We start from the raw sequence: 24,516 nt of genomic DNA, 5'->3' as shown, positions 1-24,516 counted from the left end.
AGCTGATGAGGACCGTCTGATGGCCGGCAAAACGCTTTACGACAAGCTTTGGGATTCCCATGAAGTGAAACGGCGCGACGATGGGTCGTCGCTGATCTATATCGACCGCCACATCATCCATGAAGTGACTTCGCCCCAAGCTTTCGAAGGCCTGCGTCTGGCCGGGCGCAAGCCTTGGCGCGTCGATTCGATCATCGCCACCCCGGACCACAACGTGCCAACCACCCCGGATCGCAAGGGCGGCATCGAAGCGATTACCGACCAGGTCTCGCGTTTGCAGGTTCAGACCCTCGATGATTACTGCGACGAATATGGCATCACCGAATTCAAAATGAATGACGTGCGTCAAGGCATCGTTCACGTGATCGGCCCGGAGCAGGGTGCGACCTTGCCGGGCATGACCGTGGTCTGCGGCGACTCGCACACCTCGACTCACGGCGCGTTTGGCGCCTTGGCTCACGGCATCGGCACTTCCGAGGTTGAACACGTGTTCGCCACGCAGTGCCTGGTCGCCAAGAAAATGAAGAACATGCTGGTCTCGGTCGAGGGCAAATTGCCGTTCGGCGTGACCGCCAAGGACATCGTCCTGGCGGTGATCGGCAAGATTGGCACTGCTGGCGGTAACGGCCATGCCATCGAGTTCGCCGGCAGCGCGATTCGCGACTTGTCCGTCGAAGGCCGCATGACCATCTGCAACATGTCCATCGAGGCCGGCGCTCGTGTTGGTCTGGTAGCCGCTGACGAAAAAACCGTGGAATACGTCAAGGGCCGTCCATTCGCCCCGAAAGGCGCGGAATGGGACATGGCCGTCGAAGCCTGGAAAGACCTGGTCTCCGACGCTGACGCGGTGTTCGACACCGTGGTTGAACTCGACGCCGCTCAGATCAAGCCGCAAGTCAGCTGGGGTACTTCGCCCGAGATGGTCTTGGCCGTTGATCAGAACGTGCCGGACCCGGCGAAGGAAATGGACCTGGTCAAACGCGGTTCCATCGAACGCGCCTTGAAATACATGGGTTTGAGCGCCAATCAGGCGATCACCGATATTCAGCTGGATCGCGTGTTCATCGGTTCCTGCACCAACTCGCGGATCGAAGACCTGCGCGCTGCGGCAGTAATCGCCAAGGGCCGCAAAGTAGCGTCGACCATCAAGCAAGCCATCGTGGTGCCGGGCTCGGGTCTGGTGAAGGCGCAAGCCGAGGCTGAAGGCCTGGACAAGATTTTCCTCGAAGCCGGTTTCGAGTGGCGTGAACCGGGTTGCTCGATGTGCCTGGCGATGAACCCGGACCGTTTGGAATCGGGCGAGCATTGCGCGTCGACCTCCAACCGCAACTTCGAAGGGCGTCAGGGCGCCGGTGGCCGTACGCACCTGGTCAGCCCGGCCATGGCCGCGGCGGCTGCCGTCAACGGTCGTTTCATCGACGTTCGCGAACTGATCTGAGGAACCGCACATGAGAGCTTTTACCCAACACACCGGTTTGGTCGCGCCATTGGACCGAGCCAACGTCGACACCGACCAGATCATTCCGAAGCAGTTTCTGAAGTCGATCAAACGCACCGGTTTTGGCCCGAACCTGTTTGACGAGTGGCGCTACCTGGACGTGGGCTATGCCTACCAGGACAACTCCAAGCGTCCGCTGAACAAGGATTTCGTGCTCAACGCCGAGCGTTATCAAGGCGCCAGCGTGTTGCTGGCCCGCGAGAACTTCGGTTGCGGCTCCAGCCGTGAACACGCGCCGTGGGCGCTTGAAGAGTACGGTTTTCGCAGCATCATCGCGCCGAGCTACGCCGACATTTTCTACAACAACAGCTTCAAGAACGGCTTGCTGCCGATCATCTTGAGCGACGCTGAAGTCGATGAACTGTTCCAGCAAGTTGAAGCGAATCCTGGTTACGAGTTGACGGTCGATCTGCAAGCCCAGACCGTGACCCGGCCTGACGGCAAGACCTACAGCTTCGAACTGGATGAGTTCCGTAAGCATTGCCTGGTCAATGGTCTCGACGATATTGGTCTGACATTGATGGATCACGAGGCGATTGCGTCGTTTGAAAGCAAACACCGGGCGAGCCAGCCGTGGTTGTTTCGCGACGTTTGATTGATCCGGGATTGATGTAGACAGGGCGGGCCTCTTCTCGAGCAAGCCCGCTCCCACAGTGGTTTTGTGATCGACGAAAAACCACTGTGGGAGCGGGCTTGCTCGCGAAGACGGCAGCCCAAACACCACAAGGCTTAACCCCAAAAGGAAGTCCCCATGACCAGTACCGCCCAGCACAGCCAAGTCGTACAAAAGCAATTCGGTGAACAGGCCTCGGCCTATCTGAGCAGCGCCGTTCACGCTCAAGGCACCGAGTTCGCACTGCTACAGGCTGAACTGGCCGGGCAGGGCAATGCCCGCGTGCTGGACTTGGGTTGCGGCGCCGGTCATGTGAGTTTCCATGTGGCGTCGCTGGTGAAAGAGGTGGTGGCCTACGACCTGTCGCAGCAAATGCTCGACGTGGTCGCCGCCGCCGCGATTGATCGTGGTTTCAGCAATGTCACCACCGTTAACGGCGCCGCCGAGCGCCTGCCGTTCGCCGATGGCGAGTTCGATTTCGTCTTCAGCCGTTATTCGGCGCATCATTGGAGCGATCTCGGCGTGGCCCTGCGCGAAGTGCGCCGGGTGCTGAAACCAGGCGGCGTGGCGGCGTTTGTCGACGTGTTGTCGCCGGGCAGTCCGTTGTTCGACACCTACCTGCAAAGCGTCGAAGTGCTGCGCGACACCAGCCATGTGCGCGATTATTCGGCGGGCGAGTGGTTGCGCCAGGTCAGCGAGGCGGGGTTGCATACCCGTAGCACCACGCGTCAGCGGCTGCGTCTGGAGTACACCTCCTGGGTCGAGCGCATGCGCACACCCGAAGTGATGCGCGCCGCGATCCTCGAGTTGCAGAAGTCGATGGGCAACGAAGTGCGCGAGTATTTTGAGATTGAGGCCGATGGTTCGTTCAGTACAGATGTACTGGTGCTGATGGCTGAACGATAAGCTCTGAACGATAGCGGCTGAACGAATTTTTCCGGGTGCGCCCACGGGCGCACCGACTGATGACATGAGGAAAGCATGAGCAAGCAGATTCTGATTCTCCCAGGTGACGGTATTGGCCCGGAAATCATGGCCGAAGCGGTCAAGGTGCTGGAGCTGGCAAGCGACAAGTACAGCCTGGGCTTCGAACTGAGCCACGACGTGATCGGCGGCGCAGCGATCGACAAGCACGGCGTGCCGCTGGCTGATGAAACCCTGGCTCGCGCCCGTGCTGCCGACGCCGTACTGCTGGGCGCCGTGGGCGGCCCGAAATGGGACACCATCGAGCGTGACATCCGCCCTGAGCGCGGCCTGCTGAAGATTCGTGCGCAGCTGGGCCTGTTTGGCAACCTGCGTCCGGCGATCCTGTACCCGCAACTGGCCGAAGCGTCGAGCCTGAAGCCTGAGATCGTTGCTGGCCTGGACATCCTGATCGTCCGTGAACTGACCGGCGGCATCTACTTCGGCGCGCCACGTGGCGTGCGTGTACTGGAAAACGGCGAGCGCCAGGCCTACGACACCCTGCCGTACAGCGAAAGCGAAATCCGCCGCATCGCCCGTGTCGGTTTCGACATGGCCATGGTCCGTGGCAAAAAGCTCTGCTCGGTGGACAAGGCCAACGTGCTGGCGTCCAGCCAGCTGTGGCGTGAAGTGGTCGAGCAAGTCGCCAAGGATTACCCTGAAGTCGAACTGAGCCACATGTACGTCGACAACGCCGCCATGCAACTGGTGCGCGCACCGAAGCAGTTCGACGTGATCGTTACCGACAACCTGTTCGGCGACATCCTGTCCGACCAGGCCTCGATGCTCACCGGTTCCATCGGCATGCTGCCGTCGGCGTCCCTGGACACCAACAACAAAGGCATGTACGAGCCGTGCCACGGTTCGGCGCCGGACATCGCTGGCAAAGGCATTGCCAACCCGTTGGCGACCATTTTGTCGGTGTCGATGATGCTGCGTTACAGCTTCAATCTGCAGGATGCAGCCGATGCGATCGAGAAGGCCGTCAGTCTGGTTTTGGACCAGGGCCTGCGCACCGGCGACATCTGGTCGACCGGTTGCACTAAAGTCGGTACGCAGGAAATGGGTGACGCAGTAGTCGCCGCGCTGCGGAATCTGTAATCTCTCGGGCCCGCTGCCACTTTCAACTTCGAAAGCAGCGGCCCACTTTTTAAAGAAGGTGTAGTTGCGATGAAACGTGTAGGTCTGATCGGTTGGCGCGGTATGGTCGGTTCCGTGCTCATGCAGCGGATGCTGGAAGAGCAGGATTTCGATCTTATTGAGCCGGTGTTTTTCACCACTTCCAATGTCGGTGGCCAAGGCCCGTCCGTGGGCAAAGACATTGCTCCGCTCAAGGACGCTTACAGCATTGAAGAGCTGAAAACCCTCGACGTGATTCTGACCTGCCAGGGTGGCGACTACACCAGCGAAGTCTTCCCGAAACTGCGCGAAGCCGGCTGGCAGGGTTACTGGATCGACGCCGCTTCCAGCCTGCGCATGCAGGATGACGCGGTGATCGTGCTGGACCCGGTGAACCGCAAGGTCATCGACCAGCAGCTCGACGCGGGCACCAAGAACTACATCGGCGGCAACTGCACCGTCAGCCTGATGCTGATGGGCCTGGGCGGTCTGTTTGAAGCCGGGCTGGTGGAGTGGATGAGCGCCATGACGTATCAGGCGGCCTCCGGTGCCGGCGCGCAGAACATGCGTGAACTGATCAAGCAAATGGGCGCGACCCACGCCGCTGTCGCCGATCAACTGGCTGACCCGGCCAGCGCGATCCTCGACATCGACCGCCGTGTTGCCGAAGCCATGCGCAGCGACGCGTACCCGACCGAAAACTTCGGCGTGCCGCTGGCCGGCAGCCTGATCCCGTGGATCGACAAAGAACTGCCGAACGGTCAGAGCCGCGAAGAGTGGAAGGCCCAGGCCGAGACCAACAAGATCCTCGGCCGCTTCAAGAGCCCGATTCCGGTCGATGGCATCTGCGTGCGTATCGGCGCCATGCGCTGCCACAGCCAGGCACTGACCATCAAACTGAACAAAGACGTGCCGATCGCCGACATCGAAGGGCTGATCAGCCAGCACAACCCTTGGGTCAAACTGGTGCCGAACAGCCGCGAAGCCAGCATTCAGGAACTGAGCCCGACGAAAGTCACCGGCACCCTGAACGTACCGGTTGGCCGTCTGCGCAAGCTGAACATGGGCACCCAGTATCTGGGCGCGTTCACCGTCGGCGACCAACTGCTGTGGGGCGCGGCCGAACCGCTGCGTCGCATGCTGCGGATTCTGCTTGAGCGTTGATCGGTTGAAGCTGTGAAAGAACCCGTGCCTTGTAAAGAGGTGCGGGTTTTTTTATGGAAATTGTGTAGTCAGAGAGGCCGCCTTCGCGAGCAAGCCCGCTCCCACATGGGATTGCGATTAACCTGTGGGAGCGGGCTTGCTCGCGAAGGGGCCGGAACTGGTACCACAAATCTCCGCCCGAATTGCCTGCATGCCAGCCACCCGGTAAAGTGCCGCTCCCCCCGTTTCGCCTGAGGTAGAACCATGAGCCAGTCCTTCGATATTGCCGTGATCGGCGCCACCGGTACTGTCGGCGAAACGCTCGTGCAGATTCTTGAAGAGCGAGACTTCCCGGTCGGCAACCTGCACCTGCTGGCCAGCAGCGAATCCGCCGGGCATTCGGTACCGTTTCGCGGCAAGAACGTACGCGTGCGGGAAGTCGATGAGTTCGATTTCAGCAAGGTTCAGTTGGTGTTCTTCGCTGCCGGCCCGGCGGTGACCCTGAGTTTCGCCTCGCGCGCCACGGCTGCCGGTTGCTCGCTAATCGATCTGTCCGGCGCGTTGCCGGCCGATCAGGCGCCGCAAGTGGTGCCGGAAGCCAATGCTCAGGTGTTGGCGGGTCTGAAAAAGCCGTTCCAGGTCAGCAGCCCGAGCCCGTCGGCCACCACCTTGGCCGTGGTGCTCGCGCCGTTGCTCGGCGTGATCGACCTGCAGCGAGTCAACGTGACCGCCAGCCTGGCCGTCTCCGCCCAGGGCCGCGAAGCGGTGACCGAGTTGGCCCGGCAAACCGCCGAACTGCTCAATGTGCGTCCGCTGGAGCCGACTTTCTTTGATCGGCAAATGGCCTTTAATTTGCTGGCCCAAGTCGGTAAACCCGATGATCAGGGTCACACGCTGCTGGAAAAACGCCTGGTACGTGAGCTGCGTCAGGTGATAGCGCTGCCTTTATTAAAGATTTCCGCGACTTGCATTCAAGCCCCGGTGTTTTTTGGCGATAGCTTTAGTGTGACCTTGCAGTCAGCGAGCGCTGTGGACCTGGCAAAAGTGAACGCTGCACTGGAAGACGCGCCGGGCATTGAGCTGGTCGAAGCAGGCGATTACCCGACGCCGGTAGGTGACGCGGTAGGGCAGGATGTGGTCTACATCGGCCGGGTTCGCCACGGTGTCGACGACCTGTCGGAACTAAATCTGTGGCTGACGTCAGATAACGTACGCAAAGGCGCTGCGCTCAATGCTGTGCAGGTGGCTGAATTGTTGATAAAAGACCTGCTGTAAAAGATACTTGGCAACAATTTGTCGAATGATTCTAGCTGAGCGCTATGCTTGGCCGGAGTGCTGAAGGCGAGTCACCCTACGGGACTTTCCAGGGCATCAAAGAAATGATCGCGCGCGACGACCCTTCGCCGCCGCGCGCAATGCCTTACGGCAGCGACTTTCAACACCTTCTCGCTGGCCGAGGAATGTTCAAACAAAGGATGAGGCTATGGTTCAAGTTCGCAAACTGGTGTTAGCAATAGCGGCCGCCTCGGCGCTGTCCTCCGGTATGGCGCATGCCCTCGGGCTCGGGGAACTGACCCTGAAGTCGACGCTGAACCAGCCCCTGGTGGCAGAAATCGAGTTGCTCGACGTCAAGGACCTCACCGCTGCCGAAGTGGTGCCGAGCCTGGCCTCGGCCGACGATTTCGCCAAGGCCGGGGTTGATCGCCAGGCATTCCTCAATGACCTGACCTTTACCCCGGTGCTCAACGCCAGCGGTAAAAGCATCCTGCGCGTGACGTCCAGCAAACCGCTCTCCGAACCGATGGTGAAATTCCTGGTTCAGGTGATGTGGCCTAACGGTCGCTTGCTGCGCGATTACAGCGTGCTGCTCGATCCGTCCAAATTCTCGCCACAAACCGCCGACGCCGCCGCGCAACCTGCGCCGGCTCAAGCCGTTACCGCGCCAACCACCGGTGCCACCAAGCCATCGACTTACACCACCACGCCGCGCGATACCCTGTGGGAAATCGCAGCGAAGGCGCGTAATGGCGGTTCGGTGCAGCAGACCATGCTGGCCATCCAGGCGTTGAACCCGGATGCGTTCATCAACGGCAACATCAACCTGCTGAAGACCGGCCAGGTCTTGCGCATGCCGGATCAGGTGCAAAGCACCAGCCTGGCGCAACCCAAAGCCATCGCTGAAGTCGCCGCGCAGAACACCGCATGGCGCCAGGGGCGTCGTTACGTCGCCAAGCCTGGAACCGGCCAGCAGCAGCTCGACGCCACCAAGCGCGGTCGTGCGGATGCCGCGCCGACCCAGCCGGCGAAAGATAACCTGACCCTGGTCTCTGCCGAATCCGGCAAGGGCCGCAAGGGCGCTGCTGGCGATGCGAAGAATCTGAGCAACAAACTGGCGGTCACCCAGGAAAGCCTCGACACGACCCGTCGTGACAATGCCGAACTGAAAAGCCGCATGACCGATCTGCAAAGTCAGCTGGATAAGCTGCAACGCCTGATCGAGCTGAAAAACAATCAACTGGCCAAGTTGCAGGCTGACGGGGCTACGGGTACTCCGGTGGCTCCGGCGGCTGCCACTGCCACCGCTCCGGCGATGTCGGCTCAGTTGGCGCCCGCGCCGGCAACCCCGACGGCGACGGCTCCAGCAGCGCCAGCGCCTGTCGTAACGGCGCCCGAGGCGACTCCGGCCCCGGCCGAAACGCCGATCGAGCCGAAGCCTGTGGCTTCTAGCGATCAGACCTTCAATGACTTGCTGACCAATCCGGTCCTGCTGGGGCTGGTGGGTGGTGGTGCAGTCGTTCTGCTGTTGTTGCTGTTGCTGCTGGCCCGTCGCCGCAAAGCCCAGCAAGAAGCCGAAAAGCATCTGCGCATGGCGCGTGCCTTGTCTGAGGAACAGGAGCTTTCCACCGAGCAAGACTTGCCGGAAAGCAGCTTCGAAGGTCTTGAAGTGCCGCCGCCGACCGTGAAGCTCGCTAATGTGCCAGCTCCGGCACCTGTGCCAGCTCCGGCTCCGGCTCCAGTGATTGCTCCCGTCGTGGTCACGCCGCCGATTGCCGCCCCCCTGATTTCGCCTGCCGCCGAGCGCAACGACGACGTACTGACTCACGCCCAGTCGCACATCACCGCCGGTCGTTTGAATCAGGCAGCGGCTTTGCTGGAAGACGGTATCAAGCAAGAACCGCAACGCAGTGATCTGCGTTTGAAGCTGATGGAAGTCTATGGTCAGCAAGGTGATCGTGATGCGTTCGTGGCCCAGGAGCGCAAGTTGGTGGCCAATGGCGATAACTTCGCCCAGGTCGAACAGCTGAAAAGCCGCTTCCCGGCCATGGCCCTCGTGGTTGCCGGTGGCATTGCTGCCGCCGCCGTCGCTGCCGAGCTGGACGCTCAGTACGTCAAGGACCTGTTGCTGGACGAGCCTGAAGCGCCGGCTCCAGAGCCGGCTGTCGATGATCTCGACAGCGCTTTCGACTTGAGCCTGGATGACCTGGAAAACGTTTCTCCGGCCGTGGTTGCTCCTGCTGTGGCAGCAGCACCTGAGCCCGAAGCGTTGGCAGAGCTGGACGAATTCCCGCTGGACGACGACCTGAGCTTTGGGTCGGTGCTGCAACAGCAGACGGACATCAAGGACAACCTCGACGACCTGTCGGACTTCGATCTCGACCTGGACCTCGGTGGCGATGCCTCGCCAGCGACCCTGGCTGATGACGACTTCCTGCTGGACCTGGATGAGGGCGTCAAAGACCTGCCGGGCGTTGAAGTGCCAACCGTGACCGAGGCGGCGCTGGACGATCTGGAACTGCCGGCCGATTTCGACCTGTCCCTGGCTGACGAAATGGACACCCCTGAGGCGCCGAATGCCTTCTCGGCAGAACTGGATGACGTCAACGCTGAGCTGGATAGTTTGTCCCATACCATCAATGAACCCACCTTCACCGCAGAAGACGCCGCTGCTTCCGTGGCTGACGAGCCGGAGTTCGACTTCCTCTCCGGCACTGACGAAGTCGCCACCAAGCTCGATCTGGCCCAGGCCTACATCGACATGGGCGACAACGACGGCGCGCGGGACATCCTCAATGAAGTCGTAACCGAGGGTGATGCGGGTCAGAAGACTGAAGCCAAGGAAATGCTTTCGCGTCTGGCTTGATGGGTAGGTAAGTAGTAAAAAAACGGCAGCCCATAGAGGCTGCCGTTTTTGTTTCTGCGATAGATGGTTGGTGTCTGGTCTATTGCTATCGCGAGCAAGCTCGCTCCCACATTGGATTTGCGGCGTACACAAATCCCTGTGGGAGCGAGCTTGCTCGCGATGAGGCTCTAACATTCAACATTGAATCTTAAGCCAGCAAATCCTCATAAAACGCGCCAAACGGCCGGGTAGGGTGGGCAATCTGGATCTCCAGAATCCACAACCCTACATTCGGGCAGTCCTCGAAACTGCCCAAATCACCGGCACGATAGATCGCATGGGGGAAGTCACTGACCCGGTGGCCCTTGATTTCCAGGTTCAGCTTCCAGCCCATTGCGCTCGCCTGCTCGTCGGCATAGCGGTACAACTCAGGGCCGGCGACCTGCTGCGTGCGCCAGTACTCATGAACCTGATCGAACAACGCTTTTGCCGCCACGGCACACGCCTTCATCTCGGGGTCATTGCCGACGGTGAACGTCGCGCCCGAGTCGCCTTCATGGCGATCCCAGACCACGCCGAGGTCGATGAAGAAAATATCGCTTTCAGCCAGCACTGGATCGCCGTCAGAGGGCTGTTTGAATGTTTTCAGGGTGTTTTCGCCGAAACGAATTTTCGATGGGTGCCAGATTCGGTCCATACCCAGTTCATTCAGCACTTCAAGGCTCATCGTCTGGGCCTCGGATTCAAGCATGCCGGGTTTGATTCGGCGGGCCATTTCTTCGATGGCTTCCCACGTCTTGCGTTTAGCGTGCTGCATGCCTTCCAGGCTGTAGGCCAGGCCGACGGCTTCCTTGTTCAGAATGGCGGTCATCATCAGGTCTCGGTTTTGTGTTTTCGTTGTGTAGTTATCTATATAGCGAAATCTGTATGAACGATGCAATAGCGCAAATACCACGCGGCTCTGGCGTCCCGGACTTGCGGCCTTATAATGCCAGCCTTTGCGTACATCAGCAGGCTGTCACCCTTTGGCAAATATAGATAATCCGGCCGCTGAAATGGCGGCCGACGGCTTTTTCCGGATCGCGTTGGGCGTTGAATACAAAGGCTCGCGTTATCGCGGCTGGCAACGCCAGGCCTCTGGCGTGCTGACCGTGCAGGAAACCCTCGAAAAGGCGTTGTCCAAAGTCGCCGATTCACCGGTGTCGCTGCATTGCGCCGGTCGCACCGACGCGGGCGTGCATGCCTGCGGCCAAGTGGTGCATTTCGATACCCAGGTCGACCGTTCACTGAAGGCCTGGGTCATGGGGGCCAACATCAATCTGCCCCACGACATCAGCGTCAGTTGGGCAAAGGTCATGCCGGCGCACTTTCATGCACGGTTTAAAGCCATCGCCCGGCGCTATCGCTACGTGATCTACAACGATCAGATTCGCCCGGCGCACCTGAACGAAGAAATCACCTGGAACCACCGTCCGCTGGACGTCGAGCGCATGGCCGAAGCCGCCCAGTATCTGGTCGGTACTCACGATTTCAGCGCATTTCGTGCCGGACAGTGCCAGGCCAAGTCGCCGATCAAGCAATTGCATCACCTGCGCGTCACCCGGCACGGCAAGATGATTGTGCTGGACATCCGCGCCAACGCCTTCCTGCATCACATGGTGCGTAACATCGCCGGGGTGCTGATGACCATCGGTACCGGCGAGCGTCCGGTGGAGTGGATGAAGGAAGTGCTTGAGAGTCGTATTCGCCGCTCTGGCGGGGTTACGGCGCACCCGTACGGCCTGTATCTGGTGCAGGTGGAGTACCGCGACGAGTTCCCGCTGCCCGAGCGTTACATCGGTCCACACTTCCTGACCGGTTTCACCGAACTTGACGGCTGACGCCCTCGAACGCATTTGTTACCATCCGGGACTTTCTCGGATTTGCCTTGGGGTTCTATCGACATGTCAGCCGTTCGCAGCAAGATTTGCGGGATTACCCGCATAGAAGATGCGTTGGCGGCAGTCGAGGCCGGGGCTGATGCCATCGGGTTTGTGTTTTACGTCAAAAGCCCACGGGCGGTGACGTTTCAGCAGGCGAGGGCGATCATCAAGGCCTTGCCGCCGTTCGTGACCACCGTGGGTTTGTTCGTCAACGCCAGTCGCTGCGAGTTGGGGGAAATTCTCGACGCGGTGCCGCTGGACTTGCTGCAGTTTCACGGTGACGAAGACGCTGCCGAGTGTGAAAGCTGGAATCGCCCGTACATCAAGGCGCTGCGGGTCAAGGCCGGCGATGACATTGGGGCGGCATGCGCTGCGTTCCCAAGTGCCAGCGGTATTCTGCTCGATGCCTATGTTGAAGGTGTGCCGGGCGGAACTGGCGAAGCCTTCGACTGGTCACTGATACCGCAAGGCTTGAGCAAGCCGATTATCCTGGCGGGCGGTCTGAGCCCCGATAACGTCGCCGAGGCGATTGCCCGGGTTCGGCCTTATGCCGTAGACGTCAGCGGCGGGGTGGAGGCGAGCAAGGGCATCAAGGATCACGCAAAGATTCAGGCATTTATCAAAGCGGTACGCGGGATGTGACGGCTGGCAGACTGCCGCCGTCCATAACTTCACTTGCACGAAAGCAGGCACGGCTGAGGGTTTTTGGGGTGTACGAAGGTCAGTTTCACTGACCCGGCAATCCATCAATCATCGCCACACACATGAATTTAGCTCAAGGGCATACGCGGGGCTGCGAACCAAAGCGTTCGGGCCGCCGGTACTGGAGAAAGAAAGCATGAGCAACTGGTTAGTAGACAAACTGATCCCTTCGATCATGCGTTCCGAGGTCAAGAAGAGCTCGGTGCCTGAAGGTCTTTGGCACAAATGCCCGTCTTGCGAGGCTGTGCTGTATCGTCCGGAGCTGGAAAAGACCCTGGACGTTTGCCCCAAGTGCAACCACCACATGCGTATCGGAGCTCGCGCCCGTATCGACATTTTCCTCGACGCCGAAGGCCGTGCCGAACTGGGCGCTGAGCTGGAGCCGGTTGACCGTCTGAAATTCCGCGACGGCAAGAAGTACAAGGATCGCCTGACCGCTGCGCAGAAAGCGACTGGCGAGAAAGACGCACTGATCTCCATGAGCGGCACCTTGCTGGGCATGCCGGTGGTGGTCTCGGCCTTCGAATTCTCCTTCATGGGTGGTTCGATGGGCGCCATCGTTGGTGAGCGTTTTGTTCGCGCCGCCAACTATGCGCTGGAAAACAAGTGCCCGATGATCTGCTTCGCTGCCTCCGGTGGTGCGCGGATGCAGGAAGCCCTGATCTCCCTGATGCAAATGGCCAAGACCTCGGCGGTACTGGCGCGTCTGCGTGAAGAAGGCATTCCGTTTATCTCGGTACTGACCGACCCGGTCTACGGTGGCGTTTCCGCCAGTCTGGCGATGCTGGGCGACGTGATCGTCGGCGAGCCAAAAGCCCTGATCGGCTTCGCCGGTCCGCGCGTAATCGAACAAACCGTGCGTGAAAAACTGCCGGAAGGCTTCCAGCGCAGCGAGTTCCTGCTGGAGCACGGCGCGATCGACATGATCATTCACCGTCAGGAACTGCGCCCACGTCTGGGCAACCTGCTGGCACAAATGATGGGCCTGCCGACGCCGAAATTCGTCGCTGCGCCAATCGAGCCAATCGTGATTCCACCGGTACCTGCGAACATATGACCGAGCGCACCCTTGGCGAATGGCTCGCCTACCTTGAGCAGTTGCACCCTTCGGCCATCGACATGGGCCTGGAGCGCTCGCAACAGGTAGCGTCCCGCATGGGACTGGGCAAGCTGGCGCCTCGGGTGATTACGGTCACCGGCACTAACGGCAAAGGCTCGACGTGTGCGTTTGTGGCGTCATTGCTGCGGGCGCAAGGCCTGAATGTCGGTGTCTACAATTCTCCGCACTTGCTGCGTTACAACGAGCGGGTGCAGGTCAATGGCGTCGAAGCCACTGACGCCGAACTGTGCAATGCCTTTGCGGCGGTCGAAGCCGGCCGTGCCGAAACGTCCCTGACCTACTTCGAAATGGGCACCCTGGCAGCATTCTGGCTGTTTCAACAGGCCAGTCTGGATGCGGTGGTGCTGGAAGTCGGCCTGGGCGGACGTCTGGACACGGTCAACGTGGTCGACGCGGACATGGCGCTGGTCACCAGTATTGGCGTCGATCACGTCGATTACCTGGGCGATACCCGTGAATCCGTGGCCTACGAGAAGGCTGGCATCTTCCGTCAGGGTGCGCCTGCGCTCTGCGGCGATCTGAATCCTCCCCAACCCCTGCTGGACAAGGCGCGCGAGCTGGCTTGCCCGTTTTTCCTGCGTGGGCGCGATTTTGATCTCGGGATCACCGATCACAACTGGCAGTGGCGTGGCGTTGACGCTCAAGGGCGTGTCGTCGAGCTGCATGATTTGCCGTTGCTGGATCTGCCGATGGAAAACGCTGCGCTGGCATTGCAGGCTTATCTGTTGTCAGGTTTGACGTGGGTTGATGCACAGATTGTTGAAGCGCTGAAAGCGACGCGAATCGTCGGTCGGCTGGATCGTCGGCAATTCAACTGGCAGGGAAAGCGCCTGAATTTGTTACTGGATGTGGGGCATAACCCGCATGCGGCAGAGTATCTGGCCCGGCGTCTGGCCAGTCGGCCGCCGGTCGGCAAGCGTCTGGCAGTGTTCGGATTGCTGGCGGACAAGGATCTGGATGGTGTGGTCGGCGAATTGAATGCTAGTGTCCAGTCATGGGCTGTTGCGCCGCTGGATTCGCCGCGAGCACGTCCGGTTGCAGATTTGCACGCGGCGTTACAGAACCTTGGCGCTTCGGTAGCGTCGTATGACAGCGTGGCAGCAGCCTTGGAAGGGCAGTGCGCGCTGGCGACGAGTGACGATGAGATTTTGTTGTTCGGATCATTTTATTGTGTTGCCGAGGCCCTTGAATGGCTGGCCCGGCGCTCCACGGAGGAAGCGGCAAATGGCTTTGCTGGATAAGGCTTACAAACAGCGTATGGTCGGTGCCCTGGTGTTGGTGGCGCTGGCGGTGATTTTCTTGCCGATGCTGTTTTCCCGTCAGGACGAACAGCGACAAGTGACGGTGCAGGCGCCGTCTGCGCCGCAAGCCCCTGCGGTGGCGCAAGTACAGGTCGAGCCGGTGGTGGTGCCTGAACCGCAAGCCTTGCCTCAGGAGCCGGTGCCAAGCGACGACGAGATTGCTGATGATCAAGCACCGTCGATGCCGATCAAACCGGCTGTGCCCGTGGCGCCAGTCGCCAAACCGGTGGCACCGGCGCCAGCGCCTGTTGCGAAACCGGCACCGACCCAGCCGATTGCTGCCGCACCGGCCAAGCCGGACACCACTCAGAGTCGCGTTGATGCCAATGGCCTGTCGATCAGTTGGTCGGTGCAATTGGCCAGTCTGGCAAGCCGCGACAGTGCAGAAAGTCTGCAGAAAACCCTGCGCAGCCAAGGCTATAACGCCTACATCCGGACTGCCGACGGCAAGAATCGGGTGTTTGTCGGGCCGCTGATCGAGCGTGCAGAAGCCGATCGCCTGCGTGACTTGCTGGGTCGCCAGCAGAACCTGAAAGGTTTTGTCGTACGTTTCCAGCCTGAGCGCGGTTAAAACTATCCACCCGATTTGAAATGCACTGACAATCGCAGCTTACCGATAAGCATGGGCTCTGCTAAAATGCGCCGCCTTATCTGTCTGTAGGCTGCACTGTGCCATTTACCTTGGTTGACTGGGCGATCGTTGCAATCGTCGCCATCTCCGCATTGATCAGTTTGAGCCGCGGCTTCGTCAAAGAAGCATTATCGCTGGTGACCTGGATCATCGCAGGAGTCGTCGCCTGGATGTTCGGTGGTTCATTGTCCGAGTACCTCGGCGGGTACATCGAAACGCCTTCGGCTCGTGTGATCACGGGCTGCGCCATCATGTTTGTCGCCACGTTAATCGTAGGCGCAATGATCAATTATCTTATCGGCGAGTTGGTTCGCGTTACCGGGCTATCCGGGACCGATCGATTCCTCGGCATGGCCTTCGGCGCCGCGCGTGGCGTGTTGCTGGTGGTCGTGGCGGTCGGGCTGTTGAGCCTGGGGCCGGTACAGCAGGACGGCTGGTGGAAAGAATCACAGCTCGTGCCAAAATTTTTATTGGTCGCAGACTGGTCCAAAAACCTGATTCTTGGGTGGAGCAGTCAGTGGCTTGCCAGCGGTATCAGCGTACCCGCTGAATTACCGTTCAAGGAACACCTCTTTCCGACGGCCAAAACGCCTCAGTGAGTTGTGTTCAGTTCAGATCCATTAAGTAGGGGTTGCGTCGCATGTGTGGCATCGTCGGTATCGTCGGTAAGTCGAACGTCAATCAGGCGCTGTATGACGCGCTAACCGTGCTCCAGCACCGCGGCCAGGACGCTGCCGGTATCGTGACCAGCCATGATGGCCGGTTATTCCTGCGCAAGGACAATGGCCTGGTGCGTGACGTGTTCCATCAGCGTCACATGCAGCGCCTGGTCGGCCACATGGGCATTGGCCATGTGCGTTATCCGACCGCAGGCAGCTCGACTTCGGCTGAAGCTCAACCGTTTTACGTCAACTCGCCTTACGGCATCACGTTGGCGCACAACGGTAACCTGACCAACGTTGAACAATTGGCCAAGGAGATTTACGAATCTGACCTGCGCCACGTCAACACCAACTCCGATTCGGAAGTACTGCTCAACGTGTTCGCTCACGAGCTGGCCCAGCGCGGCAAGTTGCAGCCAACCGAAGAAGACGTATTCGCTGCCGTGACTGACGTGCACAACCGTTGCGTCGGTGGTTACGCGGTCGTGGCGATGGTGACCGGTTACGGCATCGTTGGTTTCCGCGACCCGCACGGCATCCGTCCGATCGTCTTCGGCCAGCGTCACACCGACGAAGGCGTCGAGTACATGATCGCCTCCGAAAGCGTGTCCCTGGACGTGCTCGGTTTCACCCTGATTCGCGACCTGGCACCGGGCGAAGCGGTCTACATCACTGAAGACGGCAAGCTGCACACCCGTCAGTGCGCGACCAACCCGTCCCTGACCCCGTGCATCTTCGAACACGTCTACCTGGCGCGTCCGGACTCGATCATCGATGGCGTTTCGGTCTACAAGGCCCGTCTGCGCATGGGTGAGAAACTCGCCGAGAAGATCCTGCGCGAGCGTCCAGAGCACGACATCGACGTGGTCATCCCGATTCCGGACACCAGCCGCACCGCGGCCCTGGAGCTAGCGAACCACTTGGGCGTCAAGTTCCGCGAAGGCTTCGTGAAGAACCGCTACATCGGCCGGACCTTCATCATGCCGGGCCAGGCTGCGCGGAAAAAATCCGTACGCCAGAAGCTCAATGCCATCGAACTGGAATTCCGCGGCAAGAACGTGATGCTGGTGGACGACTCGATCGTTCGCGGCACCACGTGCAAGCAGATCATCCAGATGGCCCGTGAAGCTGGCGCGAAAAACGTCTACTTCTGCTCCGCAGCGCCAGCCGTTCGCTACCCGAACGTCTACGGCATCGACATGCCAAGTGCTCACGAACTGATCGCCCACAACCGTTCGACCCAAGACGTGGCTGATCTGATCGGCGCCGACTGGTTGATCTATCAGGACTTGCCTGATTTGATCGAAGCGGTCGGTGGCGGCAAGATCAAGATCGAGAACTTCGATTGCGCGGTGTTTGACGGCAAGTACGTCACCGGCGACGTCGACGAGGCTTACCTGAACAAGATCGAGCAGGCGCGCAACGATGCCTCCAAGGTCAAGACACAGGCAGTCAGTGCGATCATTGATCTGTATAACAACTGAGTAACTACCGGCCCTGAGGGGCCGGTTTTGTATCTACTAAAAGAGCAAGGCAAGGAGTGACAGCATGAGTCAGGATTGGGATGCCGGTCGGCTGGACAGCGACCTCGATGGCGTAGCGTTCGATACCCTGGCCGTACGCGCCGGTCAACACCGTACGCCGGAAGGCGAACACGGTGATCCGATGTTCTTCACTTCCAGCTACGTGTTCCGTACCGCTGCCGACGCGGCGGCACGCTTCTCCGGTGAAGTGCCGGGCAACGTTTACTCGCGCTACACCAACCCGACCGTGCGTGCGTTCGAAGAACGTATCGCCGCGCTGGAAAGCGCCGAGCAAGCGGTGGCCACTGCCACTGGCATGGCCGCGATCATGGCGGTGGTGATGAGCCTGTGCAGCGCCGGTGACCACGTGCTGGTTTCGCGCAGCGTGTTCGGCTCGACCATCAGTCTGTTCGAGAAGTACTTCAAGCGTTTTGGCGTCGAAGTCGACTACGTACCTCTGGCGGACCTGTCCGGCTGGGATGCTGCGATCAAGGTCAACACCAAATTGCTGTTCGTCGAATCGCCGTCCAACCCACTGGCCGAGTTGGTGGATATCGCCGAACTGTCGAAAATCGCTCACGCCAAAGGTGCGATGCTGGTGGTCGACAACTGCTTCTGCACGCCTGCCTTGCAACAGCCGCTGAAACTGGGCGCCGACATCGTCGTGCACTCGGCGACCAAGTTCATCGACGGCCAGGGCCGTTGCATGGGTGGCGTCGTGGCTGGTCGCAGCGAACAGATGAAAGAAGTCGTCGGTTTCCTGCGCACCGCCGGGCCGACCCTGAGCCCATTCAATGCCTGGATCTTCCTCAAGGGCCTCGAAACCCTGAACCTGCGCATGAAGGCGCACTGCGCCAACGCTCAGCAACTGGCCGAATGGCTGGAACAGCAGGACGGCATCGAGAAAGTCCACTACGCCGGCCTCAAGAGCCATCCGCAGCACGAACTGGCCCAGCGTCAGCAGAAAGGCTTCGGTGCGGTCGTAAGTTTTGAAGTCAAGGGCGGCAAAGAGGGCGCCTGGCGCTTTATCGACGCAACCCGACTGATTTCCATCACCGCCAACCTCGGCGACACCAAGACCACCATCACTCACCCGAGCACTACCTCTCACGGCCGTCTGGCGCCGCAAGAACGTGAAGCCGCGGGCATCCGTGACAGCCTGATTCGTGTTGCGGTCGGCCTGGAAGACGTAGCAGACCTGCAAGCCGATCTGGCGCGCGGGTTGGCTGCCTTGTGATCGAGTTGGCCACGCCGGCTACGGGCACCCATGGCCGCGTTGCGCTGGTCACCGGTGCCGCGCGCGGTATCGGCCTGGGCATCGCGGCCTGGCTAATCAGCGAAGGCTGGCAGGTGGTGTTGACGGACCTGGACCGCGTGCGGGGTTCGAAAGTGGCGAAGGTGCTGGGCGACAATGCCTGGTTCATCGCCATGGACGTCTCGAACGAAGGGCAGGTGGCGCTGGGCGTCGCCGAGGTGCTGGGGCAGTTCGGGCGTCTGGATGCGTTGGTGTGCAATGCGGCAGTCGCCGATCCGCACAACATCACCCTGGAAAGCCTTGATCTGGCCTACTGGAATCGTGTGTTGGCAGTGAATCTCAGTGGGCCGATGTTGCTGGCCAAGCACTGTGCGCCGTACCTGCGTGCTCACAACGGCGCAATCGTCAACCTGGCCTCGACCCGTGCCGGGCAGTCGGAACCTGACACAGAGGCTTATGCGGCGAGCAAGGGTGGCCTGTTGGCCCTGACTCACGCGTTGGCGATCAGTCTGGGGCCGGAAATCCGCGTCAATGCGGTCAGTCCGGGCTGGATTGATGCACGGGACCCGTCAGTACGGCGTGCCGAACCGCTGACCGATGCCGACCATGCCCAGCATCCGGCGGGCAGGGTAGGGACGGTCGAGGATGTGGCGGCGATGGTGGCTTGGTTGCTGTCCAGGAACGCCGGTTTCGTCACTGGCCAGGAATTCGTGGTCGATGGCGGCATGACCAAGAAGATGATTTACAGCGAATAATGTGAGGAGGGGCAGCAGCTGTCAGCATTGATGTTGAATGTGCTGTCCTCATCGCGAGCAGGCTCGCTCCGACAGTAGACCGGGTTTCTTCTGGCAGAATGCATTTCCATTGTGGGAGCGAGCCTGCTCGCGAATGCGGTCTGACTGTTGCCGATGTCGTCGGGAATGACACGATTTTGTCTTTTTCAGAAAAACTTCAATCCTGCTATTGACTTAGGTTCGCTACCTGCGTAAATTTCGCGGCCTCGGAGATGCAAACGGGTGATTAGCTCAGCTGGGAGAGCGTCTGCCTTACAAGCAGAATGTCGGCGGTTCGATCCCGTCATCACCCACCACTTCCGAGAGTCTTGCGAAAGCAAGATGGAAGCTTTTAAAAGCCTCCACCGACGCGCAGCGGTAGTTCAGTCGGTTAGAATACCGGCCTGTCACGCCGGGGGTCGCGGGTTCGAGTCCCGTCCGCTGCGCCATATTACCGAAGCAGGTTTTTACCTTCTTCGAGATTGAAAAGCCTCGAAGCTTTCAGTCAGACGAGTTACTTGGGCGAAAGTCCAAAGCGATACGCAGCGGTAGTTCAGTCGGTTAGAATACCGGCCTGTCACGCCGGGGGTCGCGGGTTCGAGTCCCGTCCGCTGCGCCATATCTGCCTCAAGGCCCACTGAACGCCTTGGAGCTACGAAGAAAGCTGCTGGTAATGCCAGCGCCTTATTCGAGTCGATAGCAAAGACCCTGGTCGAAAGACCGGGGTTTTTTGTGTCTGCGATTTGGCTTTTCTCTTCCTTCCCCTGGTCCTCAGGGATTCGCCTCCGCCAACCAAGCGCGGATGTGCAATGAATTCTGACGCTTCCCGAAGATTTTCCTCAATGCCCCGCAGCCCTGATTAACCGGTGCCTGCACGCCCGAACTACCCGGTGGTATTACCTTTTTTCAAGTATTTACTGGGTGTAAACCGCACAAAGCACTTGGTTTGAAGTCTCAACACTAATTAGAATGAGTCGCATTTAAAATATTTCTTCGCGCAGGGTTTTCTTTAGATGAGTGATGCAGCGATGCCGACGGGGCAAACCTTCCACGACCTGTACCGCGACCATCGTGGCTGGCTCGAAAGCTGGTTGAGACGACGCATGAGCAATGGCCATGATGCGGCGGACCTCAGCCAGGATACGTTTGTGCGTTTACTCGCCAGTTCCCAGCGCATTGCTGACCTGCAAGAACCTCGCGCCTACCTGGCAACAGTCGGTAAACGGCTGCTGACCAATTTCTACAAGCGCCGAAGCCTGGAACAAGCCTACCTCAGTGCGCTAGCATTGCTGCCTGAGGACTGCGTGCCGTCCCCCGAGCAGCGCTGGATTCTGCTGGAAACCCTGCAGGCCCTGGACGAATTGCTCGATGGATTGCCACGCCCGGTGCGACGGGCGTTTCTCTGGAGCCAACTGGAAGGCCTGGGCTATCAAGAGATCGCCGAGCGCCTGCAAGTCTCGGAACGCACGATCAAGCGCTACATGGCTCAAGCCTATGAGCATTGTCTGCTGGTGGGGCTGTGATCGGTTCGGCACCGTCGGCCGAAGCCCGCCAAGTCGTGCGGGCCGCTGCGCAGTGGTTGGCGCTCATGGAGTCCGGCTCCGCCAATGAGCGCGATCATGCCGAGCTGCAGAGCTGGCGCGATAGTCATTCCAGTCACGAACAAGCCTGGCAAAAAGCTCAACTCTTGCGCCAACGCTTCGCCGACCTGCCATCGGCTCTGGCCATGGCCAGTCTGGATCGGCCGCAAACCAGTCGACGCACCGTCCTCAAGCGCGCTGTCGGCGCGGTGGCGCTGGTGCCGGCAGCGTGGCTGATCAGTCGACAATTGCCTTTGGATGTCTGGCGCGCTGATCTGCGGACTGCGACCGGGGAGGGCAAAAAAGTCCAGTTGGCCGATGGCAGCTCGCTGCAATTGAACACGGCGAGTGCCGTCGACATCGACCTGAAGAATCGGCGGCTGAAACTCGTAGAAGGCGAGATAGCGCTAAAAGTCCCCGGCACCTCGCCGTTGACGATCCAGACGCACTTCGGGGACGTCGTGGTCAGTCAGAGCGAAGTGTGTGTTCGTCAGGGCCAGTCGGGCTGCAAAGTCTCTGTGCTCAACGGCACGGTGCAGTTGCAGCCATTGCGCGGGCCGGTCTTTTCGTTGCGCGGTGGTCAGCAAGTGAGCCTTCTGGCGGCGGGTGCTGGCAACGTGGAGCCATTCGACGTACTCGCCCCAGGCTGGCGCGACGGCGTGCTGATGGCGCAAAACCAGCCCTTGGGGGATTTTCTGCGGGAGCTCAGCACCTATCGCCCGGGCATCTTGCGCTGGGAGCCAGAATTGGAGTCCCTGCGCGTCACTGGCAGTTTTCGTCTGGAGGACACTGGTCGCGTTCTGGCGCTGTTGGCGGCCAGCCTGCCGTTGGAGGTGCATTCGCGTACGCGTTATTGGGTAACGCTGCTGCCGCGCAAAAATATTGTTTAAAGCCTGTCCCCTTTTTTCGCGTCGCTTGTCATTCAAGGCAAGTGAAACGAAATCAGAGAGATTATCAATGCCCGTAGTGATGCCCTGCAGTACGCGTCTGGCTTCTTCCAGGCTACGCCCGTTGTTGCGCTTGAGTCTGTTGTTGAGTTTGAGTGCCTGCCCGTTGTTCATCACGGCCGGTTGGGCTGACGACGCATCTCGACGCAGTTATCAGGTGCCGGCCGGCAGCCTCAGTGCAGCGCTGACTCGTTTCGCCGGGCTGGCCGGGGTCAACCTGTCAGTGGATCCGACGCTGGTGGGTGGTCGCACCAGTCCTGGTCTTACTGGCGAATTCGCGGTCGAGGAGGGTTTCGCCCAACTGCTGCAAGGTTCCGGTCTGCAACTTCAGTCGGTGGGTGAGCAGGCGTACATCCTGACCCCAGCGCCAGAGGGCGGCAGCCTGCAACTGGCCCCTACCTCGATTCTCGGTGCCACCGGTTCGGCAGACGGCGAAGCGTTTGCCGGTGGCCAGGTCGCACGCAAGGGCTCGCAGGGCTTGCTGGGTTCGAAAGACTTCATGGAAACGCCGTTCAGCATGACCACCTACACCAGCGAGGCGGTCAAAAACCTGCAAGCCCGCACCTTGGGTGACCTGGTCGCCAGTGATCCGTCGGTTCGCGCGACCAACCCGGCGGGTGGCCGCTATGAGCAGTTCACCATTCGCGGGCTCAGCCTGTTCAACAGCGATGTTTCCTACAACGGCCTCTATGGCGTCTTGCCGACGTATACGATCGACATGGAGATGGCCGACCGCGTCGACATCCTCAAAGGCCCGAGCCAGCTGATCAACGGCATCTCGCCGCGTGGCAGCGTCGGTGGCGGGATCAATGTGGTGCCCAAGCGCGCAACCGACAAGCCGATCACCTCGTTCACCACCAACTACGCCTCCAACAACCAGATCGGTGGTGCCGTGGACATCGGCCGGCGCTTTGGTGAGGACGACAAGTTCGGTATTCGTTTCAACGGCGTGAAGCAGTCCGGTGACACCGAATGGGATCACCAGAGTGTCGACCGCGACATGGCCGTGCTGGGTCTGGATTTTCGTGGTGACCGCCTGCGGCTCTCGACGGACATCGGGCACACCGAGCGTGATACCGATGCCCCGCAGGAACGTGTGATAGTCGGCGCCAACGCGCAGGTTCCCCATGCCAGCGAAGTGCGCAGCAACTATGCGCAACCCTGGAGCAAGGCGCGGACCAAAGACACCTTCGGCACGGTGAACGGCGAGTTCGATGTCAGCGATTCGGTCATGCTTTATGGCGGTGTGGGCGCGCGCAAGAGTAATCATGACTTCCTCCGTCATGCCGTTACGGTTACCAACGATGCGGGCGATTTCAGCGTTCAACCCCGTGACTTCACCCGTGACGAAAATGTCCGAACGGCCAACGCGGGCGTGCGCAACTGGTTCCATACCGGCCCGGTGAGCCATGAAGTCAACCTGGCGGCCAGCTACTTCTACATGGACTTCGAAAACGGCGGCGCCCGTTATGCCTCGGCTCCCAGCAACCTCTACGATCCGGTGGAAACCCCAACGCCTAATATCGCCACCCGACAGGACTCGAAGGTCTACACCGAGAACCGCTTCAGCGGCGTGGCGTTGTCCGACACCTTGGGCTTCTTCGATGACCGCGTGCTGCTGACCCTCGGTGCCCGCTGGCAGCGGGTGAAGGTGGACGACTGGACCGATAACGTCAAAGGCGACACCGCCTACGACGAGGAAAAGGTTTCTCCATCGGGTGGCATCCTGTTCAAGGCTACCGACAAGCTGTCGCTGTACGCCAACTACATGGAAGGCCTGAGCCAGGGCAAGATCGCGCCGTCGACCTCGGTGAACGAAGACGAGATCTTCCCGCCGTTCATCAGCCGGCAGGTCGAGGTCGGTGCCAAATATGACGCGGGTCCGTTCGCGGTCACGGCGGCGGTGTTCCGGATCAAGCAGCCGGCCTACGAGACCAACGCCACGACGCGGGTCTTCGGTCCGAACGGCAAGCGCGAAAACACCGGTGTGGAAGTGAGCGTGTTCGGCGAACCGCTCGACGGTTTCCGCCTGCTCGGCGGGGTCATGTACATCGACAGTGAGTTGAAAAACACCACCAACGGCACCTTCGACGGTAACCGCGCACCGGCCACGCCGAAATACAACGTCAACCTGGGCGCCGAGTATGACGTGCGGTCCGTACAGGGCCTGACCCTGACCAGCCGCGCGATCTATTCCAGCTCGCAATATCTGGACCAGTCCAACGTCAAGGAAATCGACGCCTGGACGCGTATGGATGTCGGCGCCCGCTACGCGTTCAAGGTCGACGAAAAGAACGTCACCCTGCGAGGCAATATCGAAAACGTGGCGAACAAACGCTACTGGAGTTCGGCCGGTGCCTCGGATGACAGCGAGCCTGGATTGACGCTCTCGACCCCACGAACCTACCTCCTGTCGGCGACTGTCGACTTCTGATTCGATTCAACGTGCGTTGCGCCACAGGGAAGGGCGCCGCGGTGTTGTTTCTTCAGCTGAATACTTTAGAGGAAGAATCCATGATGAACGATCGCGATAATTATCTATAAGTTAATGCCCATTCGAAGGTACTAACAAAGTTATCAGTTTTATAACAAAAACATGGCCGGGTAATGGCACTGATGATCGCCTTTTCAAGTTTGAATAACT

20 protein-coding genes and 3 tRNA genes are annotated in these 24,516 nt (G+C 60.0%); 22 read left to right on the top strand and 1 reads right to left on the bottom strand.

The window, feature by feature from the left end; translation table 11 throughout:
- The first annotated feature begins 19 nt into the window (after positions 1 to 19).
- From leuC to AC1MEW_RS26815, 7 genes are all read left to right on the top strand, one after another.
- Positions 20 to 1,438 (top strand): 3-isopropylmalate dehydratase large subunit, encoded by a 1,419-nt coding sequence (leuC, locus tag AC1MEW_RS26845; RefSeq protein ID WP_201202279.1) that lies wholly within the window; start codon positions 20 to 22, stop codon positions 1,436 to 1,438.
- Between the two features lie 10 nt (positions 1,439 to 1,448).
- On the top strand, positions 1,449 to 2,093 hold the full coding sequence (gene leuD / locus AC1MEW_RS26840) for a 3-isopropylmalate dehydratase small subunit (RefSeq protein ID WP_201202280.1): 645 nt from the start codon (positions 1,449 to 1,451) through the stop codon (positions 2,091 to 2,093).
- A gap of 156 nt (positions 2,094 to 2,249) precedes the next feature.
- Positions 2,250 to 3,017 (top strand): class I SAM-dependent methyltransferase, encoded by a 768-nt coding sequence (locus AC1MEW_RS26835; RefSeq protein ID WP_201202281.1) that lies wholly within the window; start codon positions 2,250 to 2,252, stop codon positions 3,015 to 3,017.
- A 75-nt stretch (positions 3,018 to 3,092) separates the two neighbouring features.
- Complete coding sequence (gene leuB / locus AC1MEW_RS26830; protein ID WP_322267900.1) at positions 3,093 to 4,175, top strand: 3-isopropylmalate dehydrogenase; 1,083 nt, start codon at positions 3,093 to 3,095, stop codon at positions 4,173 to 4,175.
- Between the two features lie 69 nt (positions 4,176 to 4,244).
- Positions 4,245 to 5,357 (top strand): aspartate-semialdehyde dehydrogenase, encoded by a 1,113-nt coding sequence (gene asd / locus AC1MEW_RS26825; protein ID WP_149658895.1) that lies wholly within the window; start codon positions 4,245 to 4,247, stop codon positions 5,355 to 5,357.
- A 243-nt stretch (positions 5,358 to 5,600) separates the two neighbouring features.
- On the top strand, positions 5,601 to 6,611 hold the full coding sequence (locus tag AC1MEW_RS26820; RefSeq protein WP_480424255.1) for an aspartate-semialdehyde dehydrogenase: 1,011 nt from the start codon (positions 5,601 to 5,603) through the stop codon (positions 6,609 to 6,611).
- 208 nt (positions 6,612 to 6,819) lie between these two features.
- Positions 6,820 to 9,477 carry a FimV/HubP family polar landmark protein gene (locus AC1MEW_RS26815; RefSeq protein WP_480424253.1) on the top strand — a complete coding sequence of 886 codons (2,658 nt, stop codon included), beginning with the start codon at positions 6,820 to 6,822 and terminating at the stop codon, positions 9,475 to 9,477.
- A gap of 187 nt (positions 9,478 to 9,664) precedes the next feature.
- On the opposite strand, the gene AC1MEW_RS26810 is transcribed toward AC1MEW_RS26815, so the two are convergent.
- Positions 9,665 to 10,327 carry a M24 family metallopeptidase gene (locus tag AC1MEW_RS26810; protein ID WP_323570578.1) on the bottom strand — a complete coding sequence of 221 codons (663 nt, stop codon included), beginning with the start codon at positions 10,325 to 10,327 and terminating at the stop codon, positions 9,665 to 9,667.
- A gap of 184 nt (positions 10,328 to 10,511) precedes the next feature.
- On the opposite strand from AC1MEW_RS26810, the gene truA reads away from it, so the two are divergent.
- The 15 genes from truA (at position 10,512) to AC1MEW_RS26735 (ending at position 24,306) form a co-directional block, all read left to right on the top strand.
- Positions 10,512 to 11,336 (top strand): tRNA pseudouridine(38-40) synthase TruA, encoded by an 825-nt coding sequence (truA, locus tag AC1MEW_RS26805; RefSeq protein ID WP_201205198.1) that lies wholly within the window; start codon positions 10,512 to 10,514, stop codon positions 11,334 to 11,336.
- A gap of 63 nt (positions 11,337 to 11,399) precedes the next feature.
- The gene (locus tag AC1MEW_RS26800) at positions 11,400 to 12,020 is read left to right on the top strand and encodes a phosphoribosylanthranilate isomerase (RefSeq protein WP_480424251.1); all 621 of its coding nucleotides are present in this window, start codon (positions 11,400 to 11,402) and stop codon (positions 12,018 to 12,020) included.
- Between the two features lie 196 nt (positions 12,021 to 12,216).
- The gene (accD, locus tag AC1MEW_RS26795; RefSeq protein ID WP_201202289.1) at positions 12,217 to 13,137 is read left to right on the top strand and encodes an acetyl-CoA carboxylase, carboxyltransferase subunit beta; all 921 of its coding nucleotides are present in this window, start codon (positions 12,217 to 12,219) and stop codon (positions 13,135 to 13,137) included.
- A complete protein-coding gene (folC, locus tag AC1MEW_RS26790; protein ID WP_201202290.1) occupies positions 13,134 to 14,441 on the top strand; it encodes a bifunctional tetrahydrofolate synthase/dihydrofolate synthase in 1,308 nt (435 codons plus the stop codon). Before accD ends, folC begins: the two co-directional genes overlap by 4 nt.
- Entirely contained in the window at positions 14,425 to 15,072 is a 648-nt protein-coding gene (locus AC1MEW_RS26785) for an SPOR domain-containing protein (RefSeq protein WP_201202291.1), read from the top strand. The genes folC and AC1MEW_RS26785 overlap by 17 nt, the downstream gene beginning before the upstream one ends.
- 98 nt (positions 15,073 to 15,170) lie before the next feature.
- Positions 15,171 to 15,731 carry a CvpA family protein gene (locus tag AC1MEW_RS26780; protein WP_201202292.1) on the top strand — a complete coding sequence of 187 codons (561 nt, stop codon included), beginning with the start codon at positions 15,171 to 15,173 and terminating at the stop codon, positions 15,729 to 15,731.
- A gap of 41 nt (positions 15,732 to 15,772) precedes the next feature.
- Entirely contained in the window at positions 15,773 to 17,278 is a 1,506-nt protein-coding gene (gene purF / locus AC1MEW_RS26775; RefSeq protein WP_123425738.1) for an amidophosphoribosyltransferase, read from the top strand.
- A 64-nt stretch (positions 17,279 to 17,342) separates the two neighbouring features.
- On the top strand, positions 17,343 to 18,554 hold the full coding sequence (locus AC1MEW_RS26770) for an O-succinylhomoserine sulfhydrylase (RefSeq protein WP_201202293.1): 1,212 nt from the start codon (positions 17,343 to 17,345) through the stop codon (positions 18,552 to 18,554).
- The gene (locus AC1MEW_RS26765) at positions 18,551 to 19,327 is read left to right on the top strand and encodes an SDR family oxidoreductase (RefSeq protein WP_322267901.1); all 777 of its coding nucleotides are present in this window, start codon (positions 18,551 to 18,553) and stop codon (positions 19,325 to 19,327) included. Before AC1MEW_RS26770 ends, AC1MEW_RS26765 begins: the two co-directional genes overlap by 4 nt.
- Positions 19,328 to 19,586: 259 nt before the next feature.
- Positions 19,587 to 19,662: transfer RNA gene (locus AC1MEW_RS26760), tRNA-Val, on the top strand.
- A gap of 55 nt (positions 19,663 to 19,717) precedes the next feature.
- A tRNA-Asp gene (locus AC1MEW_RS26755) sits at positions 19,718 to 19,794 on the top strand.
- A gap of 93 nt (positions 19,795 to 19,887) precedes the next feature.
- Positions 19,888 to 19,964, top strand: a tRNA-Asp gene (locus AC1MEW_RS26750).
- A 394-nt stretch (positions 19,965 to 20,358) separates the two neighbouring features.
- Entirely contained in the window at positions 20,359 to 20,868 is a 510-nt protein-coding gene (locus AC1MEW_RS26745; protein ID WP_322267902.1) for a sigma-70 family RNA polymerase sigma factor, read from the top strand.
- Positions 20,865 to 21,815, top strand: coding sequence for a FecR domain-containing protein (locus AC1MEW_RS26740; RefSeq protein WP_480424247.1), 951 nt, complete (start codon positions 20,865 to 20,867; stop codon positions 21,813 to 21,815). Before AC1MEW_RS26745 ends, AC1MEW_RS26740 begins: the two co-directional genes overlap by 4 nt.
- Before the next feature lie 67 nt (positions 21,816 to 21,882).
- Complete coding sequence (locus AC1MEW_RS26735) at positions 21,883 to 24,306, top strand: TonB-dependent siderophore receptor (RefSeq protein ID WP_480424245.1); 2,424 nt, start codon at positions 21,883 to 21,885, stop codon at positions 24,304 to 24,306.
- Positions 24,307 to 24,516: the final 210 nt, after the last annotated feature.

The sequence above is a fragment of the Pseudomonas sp. ASL4 genome, assembly GCF_056680395.1.
The sequence above is the reverse complement of the archived record's forward strand: the minus strand, read 5'-3'. Positions and strand labels throughout refer to the sequence as shown.